Source organism: Hyphomicrobium sp. (assembly GCF_036780825.1).
Lineage (GTDB): Bacteria > Pseudomonadota > Alphaproteobacteria > Rhizobiales > Hyphomicrobiaceae > Hyphomicrobium_C.
Genome location: NZ_DAIQCD010000042.1, coordinates 22126 through 24288, shown reverse-complemented (window position 1 = coordinate 24288; position 2163 = coordinate 22126). Strand labels below are relative to the sequence as shown.

Here is a 2163-nt window from a genome sequence, read left to right as displayed (position 1 = left end):
GCGCGTCGAGAAAATCTACAGCGTTGCCTATAACGGAGTGATGAAGGCAGCAGCCGAGGACCCGGACTACTGCTCCAACCGCAAGACGGCTGAGATCAAGGACGATCTCGGGCGGCTGCTCGCAGGCAATTTCGAGCCGGAGCGCAAAGCGGTTGCGGCCAAGAAGGACGACGGCGGGATGTTCAGCGGCTGGTTCGACGGCTCCAGCGCAGATTCGGGACCGTCGTTCGGTTCCGAGGACTGGTGGGACAAACAGCGCGACAAGGCCGGCAACTAAGAGTGCTTCCGGAAAAGTGGGAACCGGGTCATGGCGAGCGGCAGCATCGCTCGCTCAGAACCCATAACCGTAGGTGTAGCCGCCATAGAGCCCGCGCGGCGGGCGGCGCGTCGAGGCCGAATAGCGATGGCTGCGCGGCGGGTCATCATAGAACCCGCGCGGCGGATAGGCTGGTGCGCGGCCGTAATAGCTCGGTGGAAGATAACGATAGGCCGGTGCGCCGCGACGGAGGCGCTCCGTTCTTTCTCCGCGGCGCGGCGTGTCGGCGGCAACCTGCGCGTCTGGAACCCGATGCGTGGGCTTGCCATGCACGACGATCTGCGTGCGGTCCTTGCCGTGCTCGGTGACGAGCTTATAGAGCGTCGCTGCATTCTTCGGCGTAAGGCGAACGCAGCCGTGCGAGGCGGGCCGTCCAAGCGAGCGGGTGTCATACGTGCCGTGGATCGCCACGCCCTTGTGGAAGAAGATGGCGTGCGGCATCGGCGACATGTCGTACTGGCGCGAGTACCACATCTTGGACATCCACGTCGGCCGGTAGGTGCCGGTGGGCGTGTGATAGCCGTAGCGGCCCGTTGAGATGTGCCACGTGTGAAGCGGGTCTCCGTCCTCGGAGACCGTCATGACCTGACGCGCGAGATCGATATCGACGGAGAGCGTCGGCGAGGGCCGCGGCGCCGGTGCAGCCGTTTTCTTTTCGGCGGTTTTTTCAGCCGCCTTTTCACCGGTTGCAGCACTCGCGCCCGATCTTGAGACCGGCTCCTGCGCGGTGCGGGTGCTCTCACGCGGCGCCTCTTCCCCGGCGAGCTTCGCACGGGCCGGCGCGCTCGCTGGCGGCGTGTCCGGCGAGACCTCGAGCTCCGGCAGGCGAGGCTTCTGATCCCCCGCCGGATTCCCGTTCAAGATGGTCACCGTCGGGACCTTGGCGGCGCCACTCTCCCTGGCCTCTTGGCCGGCCTCCTGGGCTATCGCACCGCCCGTGAAAACGGCGGCGGCGAACATCGGAAGCAGGATGCGACCCGCTATCATGGACATCCAACGCATTACGGAGCCTCACCGAAAGCAGCACAAGCATGAACGCATGACGACGCCATTTGATCTCGTGAATTTGTCATCAACAGGCCGGAAGGATGGCTACCGCCCAATCGTGATGCGCGTGCGGGCGGCGCCATGCGACCGGACGAGCCCGAAGAACGTGCGCGCATGCGCCGGCGCGAGGCGTATGCAGCCGTGGGAGGCCGGGCGCCCGAGATGGCGCACCTCCGTGGTCGCGTGAATCGCGTAGCCGCCGCTGTAAAAAACTGCGTAGTGCATGGGCGCATTGCCGTATTTCGTCGAATACCAGCGCTGTTCGAGCCGCTGCGGACGAAACGTTCCCGATGGAGTTGCATAGCGGCCTCGGCCGGTGGAAACGGGCCAGCTATAGTAGTGCGTCCCATGCACGTAGACGTCCATCACCTGCCCGCTCTTGCTGATACGGGCGTGGACGCCGGCAGAGGCCGAAAAAGAGGCGAGCGATACCGCGAGGACAAGCGCGATCGCAGCTAGAACGGGGCGCATCTCGGTACTCCAGACGAAAAGAAGCGCGCGCGACCGCGTCCGCGGCCTTTCAGCAACAGAGCATAATTGCGTTAGGAGAGTGTTGCCGCCAAAACTTCGCCGATCCCGTCAGTAGACGGCTCCGGAGGGGCCAGAGAACGCCTCGCGTCTCCAGATCAATTGAAGAGGAACTCGAACAGCGTCTTCGGCTTTTTCTTGACGCGCTTCGGCGGCTGCTGGCCGAAGACACCGCCAAAGGGATTGTCCCAGGGAGCCCAGCCGGCTTCCGTCTGCGTGGTAACGGCTTGGCGGCGCCCCGTTGGCGCGCTACTGCCGGCCACCTGACTGGC

2 protein-coding genes and 1 pseudogene are annotated in these 2163 nt (G+C 64.7%); 1 reads left to right on the top strand and 2 read right to left on the bottom strand.

Annotated elements, in window-relative coordinates; all coding sequences use genetic code 11:
- Positions 1-277, top strand: a pseudogene (locus V7P99_RS13225) (hypothetical protein); the annotation flags it as partial.
- A 54-nt stretch (positions 278-331) separates the two neighbouring features.
- Here V7P99_RS13225 and V7P99_RS13220 read toward each other — a convergent pair.
- Positions 332-1303 (bottom strand): L,D-transpeptidase, encoded by a 972-nt coding sequence (locus V7P99_RS13220; protein ID WP_333795297.1) that lies wholly within the window; start codon positions 1301-1303, stop codon positions 332-334.
- A gap of 105 nt (positions 1304-1408) precedes the next feature.
- A complete protein-coding gene (locus V7P99_RS13215; protein WP_333795296.1) occupies positions 1409-1834 on the bottom strand; it encodes a L,D-transpeptidase in 426 nt (141 codons plus the stop codon).
- Positions 1835-2163 lie beyond the last annotated feature (329 nt).